The sequence below is a fragment of the Roseomonas sp. TAS13 genome (assembly GCF_001950415.1).
GTDB lineage: Bacteria > Pseudomonadota > Alphaproteobacteria > Acetobacterales > Acetobacteraceae > Roseomonas > Roseomonas mucosa.
In genome coordinates, this window is record NZ_BDLP01000209.1 from 1 (window position 1) to 7,815 (window position 7,815).

The following is a 7,815-nucleotide window of genomic DNA, read 5'->3' on the forward strand; positions in this document are numbered from 1 at the left end:
GCCCACGGCCGCGATCGCCGCGGCGACCCGACCGGAAATGTCCGGGGCGTTGGAGGCCTTGAAGCCGTCGATCGCCGCCCGCAGGGCCGGCGAAACCTCGACCGGGGTGCCGCGGAGCAATTCTCCAGCCTCGATCAGCGCCGTCAGGGCCCCGATACCCTCGCGACGGCTCCGCTCCTCCTGGACGGAAGGAGCGGCGAGCATCAGAGGCATGTTCAGCCGGATCGGCCCGTTGGTGTCCACCTTGGCCTGGAACAGCTTGGCGTAGACGCGACGGCCACCGAACAGCACGATCGCCTCGCCTTCCAGCAGACGCTGCAGGTCGTTCCACTCGACGCGACCGACCTGGCGCATCTCGGCGTGTTGCGCCTCGCGGTACACGCCGTCGCTACCCCCCTGGAAAGAGGTCGCCTGGGTGACGTAGGTCTGGCCGGCAGTCTTCTCGATCCACTCCCGGGTGCGCTGCGCGTCCTGCTGGCGCATGGCGATGGTCAGGTTTGCATTGCCGAGCAACGAGGCGGTCTTTTCACCGAGCCTCGCCCAGATACCGGACAGCTCCTGAAATCCGAGCCAGAACATGATGTTCAGCCCGCGCCCCATGGCCAGCATGCGATCCATGCCGTTGGTCGCGTAGTAGGCCAGTTCGTCGAAGGCGACATGGAACGGTCCCTCGCCCATGCCAGGCTTGAGGGAGAAGATCTCGCTGGACTCGCCCGACAGCCTGGAGCCAAGCAGCTGCGCCAGCATGCCGCGCAGCGAGGCCACCACGATCTTGCCGAGCGCGGCCAGGGTGTCGTCCGAGTTCTCCAGCGCCGGCAGGTTCACGACCAGGATGCGGCGGTTGAGCACCACGTCGCGCATGTCGACGTCGCCGCTCAGGACCTTGAAGATATGGCCGAGCGAAACGGCAAGCTGGGTGAAGGTCGCGGTGAAATAGAACAACGCGAAGCCGTGCTGCTTCGAGGGCTCGTCGCCCTTCTGCTCGTTGTAGGGGACGGAGGTGTCATAGCCGGGCAGTTCGCCGAGATAGGCGCTCGCCGGATAGATGATGTCCTCCGGCATCTCGGGGACGGGGATCTCGATGACATCGCCCGTCTCGGCGTTGCGCGAGCAGAAGATCCGCTGCGTCGCCAGCATCCAGATGCCGCGCAGTTCCAGCGCGAAGCGGATGGTCTCGATGTTGATCGGCACGCCCTTGTGGTCGCGCATCCAGACCAGCACCGGAGCCATGGTGCCGATCAAGGCGATGGCACGGGCGCGGAACACGCCGTTGCTGTCATTGGCCTGCTGCTCGCCGAGCTGGCTCGCCAGCAGCTCGCGGATCGCGTCGGCATTGCCGGCCGCGAACGGGTTGAAGGTGTTGCTCTCCTTGATCCCGCTCGCCGTCAGGAAGTTGAGCGCGAGCACGTCGTCCTCGCGCCCGAACGACCGGGCCAGGGCGTAGACCTGGCCATAGAGCTGGTTGTCGGCCTTGCCGTCCACCAGCACGAAGCCGGAGCCATGGGTGAGTGAATTGCTGAGCAGGCTGAGGATGGCCGTGGTCTTGCCGGCGCCCGTGGTGCCCGGGATGGTGCCATGCTGCCGGCCGTCCTCGTTGGTGATCCAGAGCTCCTGGCCGGTGCCCTGCTCCCAGCCAAGGAAGATGGACCCCGCCGCCATGCGGGCACGGCGGGTGCCGGGGTCCGGGTAGTTGTAGTCGCGGACGCCGGCGCTGCGGGGCAGGCGGATCGGCAAGGTTGCCCGCTGGCTCAGAACCCAGGTGGCGTAGAGCATGGACGCCGGCAGGGTCAGATCGAGGCTGGCCGGGTAGAAGAAGGTCGCTCCGGCCAGGCCTGCCAGCACCAGGGCCGACGCCGAGCTTTTCAGGCCTTCCACGAACCGGGCCGTGAAGGGCCGGACGTCGCGCAGGCCCTGGGTGCCGGACCGTTCGAACCGCTCCTGTGGCCCGAGGATCTCACGCTGTATCATGGCAGGATCAGTTTTCGAGACCGAAGGCGTTGCGGCTCGGGGCAGTGGCGCCCGGAGCGGCGGGGGCGAGGGGTGCGGCTGATGGCCGGGGTGCTGCCTGTGGCACAGCAGCCTGTGGCGGGATGATCCGGGGCGGTTGCTCCAACTGCCGCAGAACCAGAGGAAGCCTGTCGGCCGAAGGCGTTGTCGGCCTCATGGCAGGCGTGGGCGCCGCGAACTCGGCGATCGGCGGCGGGCGCAGGTTGGACACGTCGTCCGGTGCAGGCCGGCGGCCGAGCTGATAGCCTCCGCCGAATGCCGCGACCAGGGCGATGCCTCCGAGAAGCCCAACCCAGCGGCTGAGCGGCTGAGCCTTTTCTCCGGAAGCCCGTGGCTCAGCGCCGACGTGCAGGTGGAGGTGCAGCGAGCCCGAGCCGGGCAGGGGGGTCATGATGGGTGGCTTGCCGCCCGCCTCGCCGGGGCCGCCGACGATCAGGCTCAGGTGGGACGGGGTCATGCAGCCTCCTGCGGGTATTCCCGCAGGGTGGAGGGGCACGGTGCGAACGGGTGCAGGAAGTTTTCGCCAGATCAGGTGTTGCGGCTGCTGGCCTGGCGCGCCTGTCCGGTTCGTCCCACCAGCCGACCTTCCGGCCCTGGCGTTCCGGCATCCACCGGCGGAGCCCCGCCTGAACGGCGCCCTGGAGCATGGCCAGCCGCTCCTCGGGGCTGGAAGCGTGCTCGGCCAGGGCCATGGGTGCCCAGACGTTGGTCGGGTCTCGATCCTGGACGTGGAGAGCGAAGCGGATGGTGGCCGCGGGATGTCCCGGGCGCGAGCGGTACTTCGCCACCTCGGCGGGATCAGGACGGCAGGCTGATGGTCTCGCCATGGGCGCGCCTCCTCGAACAGCCTAGCTTGGTCGAGACTGCCGCAAGGGACATTCGCCCCAGCCGGACTCCACTGTTCTAGCCCCGCTCCTGAAGGATGGAATACAACCCTGGCGTGAGGATGCGGCCTTGCCTTTCCGGGACCGCACCTATCACAATAGGCTCCTATCGCGACGGGGGACAGGATGGCCAGGGATGGGAAGGGGGGAACGGACGCCGCAGGGCGGAAGCAGTTCCTCGTCCACATCGACGCCGACGTCATCCGTCGCGTGAAGATCCTGGCACTCGACCGGGGGGTCTCCGCCTCCAGCCTGGTAGAGACGGCCATCGCCGACTTCCTCGCCCGCAGCGCAGACGCGCGGCCACAAGACTGACCAGGAGACGTCCATGCTGCTAACTGTACGCGACTGCTGCGTCCCGCACGATCACGTCCTCTCGCCCGATGGGCGGGCCGACATTGAGGACATTGCCCTCGCGGTCCGGGCCGCGGAGGCCGACGCCGAGGCCTTCTTCGACCGCAACCACGTCACCGCGGGCATGCGGCAGTTGTTCGAGAGCGGCCTGGCCCGCCTCGACGGCAAGAGCCAGCAGGCAGACTTCCTGCTCGCGCAAGCCATGGGCGGCGGCAAGACCCACCTGATGGTGTCGTTCGCCCTGATCGCGAAGTCCCCGACCGTCCGCGAGAAGGTGCTCGACGGAGCGGGCATCCGCATCCGGACCGGCTTCGGCGCCGCCCGGATCGTGGCCTTCTCCGGCCGCAACAACCCCGACCACTTCTTCTGGGGCGAGATCGCCTCCCAGCTCGGCAAGGCGGACAGCGACTTCAGCAGGCATTGGCGGAACGGCCCGAAGGGCCCGGACGAGGCTGCCTGGATGGAGATGATCGGCGACGAGCCGACGGTCATCCTCATCGACGAGATGGCACCCTGGTTCCGCATGGCCCAGGCGGTTCCGATCGGCAACGGCACGCTGGCCTCCCACGGCGAGTACGCCCTGGCCAACCTGCGCGAGGCGGCGCGGAAGCTGCCCCGCTGCGTGCTCGTCGGCTCCAGCCTCACGGGCACCTACGGGGACGAGTCCCGTGCCCTGTTACAGACCTTCGCCAACATCGAGGGCGAGGCGAAGCGCGGCGCCAAGGTGATCGAGCCGGTCGCCGTCAACACGGACGAGATCTTCGAGATCCTGAAGCGGCGGCTGTTCAAGAAGCTCGCCACCCCGGATCAGGTCGAGGAGGTCGCCCAGGCCTATGCCTCCGCCATGGACGAGGCGGTGCGCTCGCGCGCCGTGGCCCGGACCCCGGAGCAGTACGCCGAGGACATCCGGCGCTGCCACCCCTTCCAGCCGAGCCTGCGCGAGGTGATCGGCCTCTTCCAGAACAACGAGCGGTTCCGGAAGACCCGCGGCCTGCTGTCCTTGATGAGCGCCATCGTTCGGTGCGTGTGGCGCGAGGGGCGGCCGAACACCGTCCATCTCGTCGGCGTCCAGCACATGGACCTCAACGAGCCGGAGATGCGGACGACCGACCTGCCGTTCTCGGAACTCCTTCCGGCCATCACCGAGGACATCGCCCGGGGTGGGCAGGCCGTGGCCGAGACCGTCGACCGGCAGCTCGGCTCAGACGCGGGCACCCAGGCAGCGAACGTCATCCTGGCCGCCTCTCTGAAGCCCGACGTGGACGACAAGATCGGCCTCCCCGCGAAGCAGGTCATCGAGTATCTCGTCGCGCCGGGCCGGACGGCCTCCGAATTCGAGGCCGCGATCGCCAAGCTCGAGGGTGGCTACCACCTGCACCGCGACCCGCGCGAGGGCAGGCTCTACTACTCGCCGAACGAGACCATCGAGAAGCGGCTTGCCCGGGAGGCGGAGAACGCCCCGGCCAACCGCATCGACGACGAGATGGAGCGCCGTCTCGCCGATGCCTTCGTGCCCTCCCGCAAGAAAGCCTACCAGGGGGTGATGGCCCTCCCGGAGGTCGGGAAGATCGCGGGCGAGCTGACCCGGGAGCGCAAGCTCATCGTCATCAACCCGGACAGCGACGTGCCGCCGAAGCTGGCGGGCGAGCTGTTCATGGGCCAGCCGAACAAGAACAATTTCGTCATCGTCAACGGCTCCTCCACCGAGTTCGCCAACATCGAGAAGCACGTCCGGCGCATCTACGCCTGCGCCAGGGTGCTGGCATCGTTGTCCGAGGACCACCCCAACCATGCGGAGGTCGAGAAGAAGAGGGCGATGGCGGAGTTCGATCTGACCTCCACCATCGAGGCCACCTACAACCAAGTCTGGTACCCGGCCTACGACGCGACCGTGAAGCAGGTTCGGCTCGTCCCCGCCAAGCTTAGCCTCCGATCGGCCCGCGAGGCCGGAAAGAAGCCGGAGCTGCATGGCGAGGCATCGGTCGAGGAGGCTCTCGTCGCCGCTGGCAAGCTCTATCTGGAGGTGGAGGGCGACGAGAAGGTGCTCGACACCCTGCTCGTGCGAGCCTCCGATCTTCTCTGGGGGAGCGACAAGCGCCTCTCCTGGTCGGACCTCCAGGCCCGGGCCCGGGAGGTCGGCCGGTTTCCGTTCCTGCCTCCCGGGGGGCTCGAGGCCATCCGCAAGCATGCCCTGACCAAGGACGTCTGGCGCGAGCGCGAGGGCAAAATCCTCAAGGGCCCCTTCGAGCCCGACCGGACCCGCGTCTCGGTCAGCACCGAGTCCTATGACGAGATGACGGGGGAGGCGACCATCTCGGTCCAGGCGCTCGACGCCGGTCCGTCGCCGCGAATCCACTGGGCCGTCGGTTCGGCGGTCTCGGAAGCGTCGCCCGAGCTGAAGGAGGCCCGGTTCAAAACGAAGGAACTCCGCCTGTCCTTCCTGGCCGTGGACCCGACGAAAACGGCGCCGACCGGAGATCCGACGACCTGGAAGAACAGGATCACCATCCTGTTCGACGAGAAGCCCTCGGTGGACGGCCGCGAGATTACCCTCGTCGTCGTGCCGTCCGCAGCGTCCGTCCGCTACACCACCGACGCCTCGTCGCCGAAGGCTTCCGGCCTGGAGTACGAGGGCCCGTTCGATGTCGGGGCCGACCAGGACGTCCACGTCCGGGTCGTCGCGGTGGATGGCGACATCGAGGCCGAGAACCAGCACCGCTTCGACCGCCGGACCCGGGGCGCCCGCGAGAGAACGGGCGGAGGCGGCGACGGGGCTGGGCCTCGCATCCCGACGGTCCGGGAGCACGTGGACGAACGCAGGCCTGCCCTGCTCACCTCGGCGAAGCTAGCCTGGACCGCCACCAAGGGCACCTACGACGCCCTGGACGCTATCCAGGCCGCCTCGGCGTCGGCCGTGGGCAGGCGCATAACGGTTGGCGAGGGCGACAGGACCGTCACCATCGCGCTCGGCAGCGGCAGCAAGGTCACCGGCGACCATCTCAAGGGGCTCCTGACCGCCGCCCGGAGCGCTCTGGAGGTCGAGGAGGCACCCGCCACCCTCTCCTTGGCCAGCATCCGGTTCCCGACCGGGAAGGACCTCATCGAGTTCCTGGAGGCGGTGCCGATCGACATCGAGGATCCCCGTGACGCAATCCGCCAGGGAGACGACGTTTGATGACCGGGCAGGAGGGCGGCCGCACCGCCCCGAAGCCGCGGGCCGGATCCCGGTCGCGGCGCACCGAGGTGGAAGGGTTCGGCTGCCCGCGCATGGAGTGGCCGCACCACGTCCGCGTCGTGATCCCCGAGGTCCGCGGCGGTGAGGTCCGCATCGTCGAGGACTTCGGCGTAGGCGGGCATTCCGCTGGTCAGGGGGACGAGGTGGAGCGCTGCATTCTCCCCCGGGCCCGCTGGAACGCCATCGCCGACCTCGCTCGACGGGAATTCAACGAGCGGCTGCGGTCGCTGCGCCTGCCCCCGGGCGCCTGGAAGCCCGGCACGACCAAGGTCGAGCGGATGCTGGGCCAGGAGTTGATCCTGCTCGCCTGCGCGACCGCGGCGGCAGACGAGGCGGACGTCGCCGCTGTCGGGGCGTGCTGGGCCTCCCTGCGTCCGGAGGAACGCTGGTGGTTCGCGGGCTGGCTCCAGAGCCGCCCGTCGGAGCGGGTGATGCGCGGCGCCGCCCTGCTCCTGTCGGGCGGCCCAGCCGAGCCCCGCGCTCCGCGTCCGGCGCCCCCTAAGCAGCAGGTCGCCCTGCCCCTGTTCGACATTCCCTCGGGGAAGCACTGAGCCCATGCCGATGGACACCATGACCGTCCCTTCGCCCACCGCCCGCGGACTGGCACCGTTCTCCCTACAGGATGCACCCGCGCTGATTGAGCGGGTCTTCCCCGCGCAGAAGGTTGGCATCGAGGCTCAGAAGGAGCGGAAGGCCGGGGCGGGGCAGACGCTCACCGCGCTGGGTTCTTACTGGAAGGGCCGCAAGCCGCTGGTCCTAGTGCGCGCCTGCGTGCTAGCCAGCCTATTGCCCGCTACTGATGATCCAGAAGAGGACCTCGAACTCTTCGAGGCTCTGATGCGGATGGATCCCGAAGGCGTCTCCCGCCGAGAAGCCAAGGTGACGGCGCAGCAGGTGTCCGCCTGCCGCTTCGTGCCGGACGACGCCAAGGCGAGGCACCTGATCCGCGAGGACGAGAACGGTGCCCCGCTTCCCGCTGCATGGCGGCGCTTCCCGTCCCAGGAGGGCACGAGCAAGGCCGAGCGCGCTGCCGCTCGGGCCCGCTTCGATGAGGAGCGTGAGGTCATCCGGCAGCGCACGCTGGCTGCCATGTCCTTCTCGCAGCAGGTCGGTGTCTCGAAGCGCGTCGAGGAGATCGAGAGCCTCCGCGACGAGGCCGACCCGCTCTACGTCGGTGTCCTGGACCGGGCCAACGCCAGGCTCGGCACCGACGCCCGCACCCTGCCCGAACTCGTCGAGCAGCTCGGGATCGCGCGGTTCGGGCGCCGCCCGGTGGTGGGCGACCCCTTCGCCTGTCTCTTGATCACATCTACGCACAGCTCCACCGTAAGGCGA

Annotated in this window: 6 protein-coding genes; 4 read left to right on the forward strand and 2 right to left on the reverse strand. The window is 68.8% G+C overall.

Going from position 1 to position 7,815, the window contains the following annotated elements; translation table 11 throughout:
• Nucleotides 1-1,968 (reverse strand): type IV secretory system conjugative DNA transfer family protein (locus tag ROTAS13_RS15495; RefSeq protein ID WP_083755559.1); only part of this gene is annotated, 1,968 nt, incomplete at its 3' end.
• A 7-nt stretch (nucleotides 1,969-1,975) separates the two neighbouring features.
• Entirely contained in the window at nucleotides 1,976-2,464 is a 489-nt protein-coding gene (locus ROTAS13_RS25775) for a hypothetical protein (protein ID WP_083755560.1), read from the reverse strand.
• Between the two features lie 553 nt (nucleotides 2,465-3,017).
• Between ROTAS13_RS25775 and ROTAS13_RS15500 the strand changes: the two genes are divergently transcribed.
• From ROTAS13_RS15500 to ROTAS13_RS28150, 4 genes are all read left to right on the forward strand, one after another.
• A complete protein-coding gene (locus tag ROTAS13_RS15500) occupies nucleotides 3,018-3,206 on the forward strand; it encodes a ribbon-helix-helix protein, CopG family (protein WP_075822781.1) in 189 nt (62 codons plus the stop codon).
• A gap of 13 nt (nucleotides 3,207-3,219) precedes the next feature.
• Entirely contained in the window at nucleotides 3,220-6,420 is a 3,201-nt protein-coding gene (locus ROTAS13_RS15505; protein ID WP_075822782.1) for a DUF499 domain-containing protein, read from the forward strand.
• On the forward strand, nucleotides 6,420-7,031 hold the full coding sequence (locus ROTAS13_RS15510; protein WP_075822783.1) for a DUF3780 domain-containing protein: 612 nt from the start codon (nucleotides 6,420-6,422) through the stop codon (nucleotides 7,029-7,031). The genes ROTAS13_RS15505 and ROTAS13_RS15510 overlap by 1 nt, the downstream gene beginning before the upstream one ends.
• A gap of 4 nt (nucleotides 7,032-7,035) precedes the next feature.
• Nucleotides 7,036-7,815: DUF1156 domain-containing protein (locus ROTAS13_RS28150; RefSeq protein WP_253187695.1), on the forward strand; the 780-nt coding region annotated here is incomplete at its 3' end.

Bases quoted from the DNA above. Each gene is read 5' to 3' on its own strand.
- ROTAS13_RS15510 (WP_075822783.1), top strand. From the start codon at position 6,420: ATGACCGGGCAGGAGGGCGGCCGCACCGCCCCGAAGCCGCGGGCCGGA.
- ROTAS13_RS15500 (WP_075822781.1), top strand. From the start codon at position 3,018: ATGGCCAGGGATGGGAAGGGGGGAACGGACGCCGCAGGGCGGAAGCAG.
- ROTAS13_RS15505 (WP_075822782.1), top strand. From the start codon at position 3,220: ATGCTGCTAACTGTACGCGACTGCTGCGTCCCGCACGATCACGTCCTC.
- ROTAS13_RS25775 (WP_083755560.1), bottom strand. From the start codon at position 2,464: ATGACCCCGTCCCACCTGAGCCTGATCGTCGGCGGCCCCGGCGAGGCG.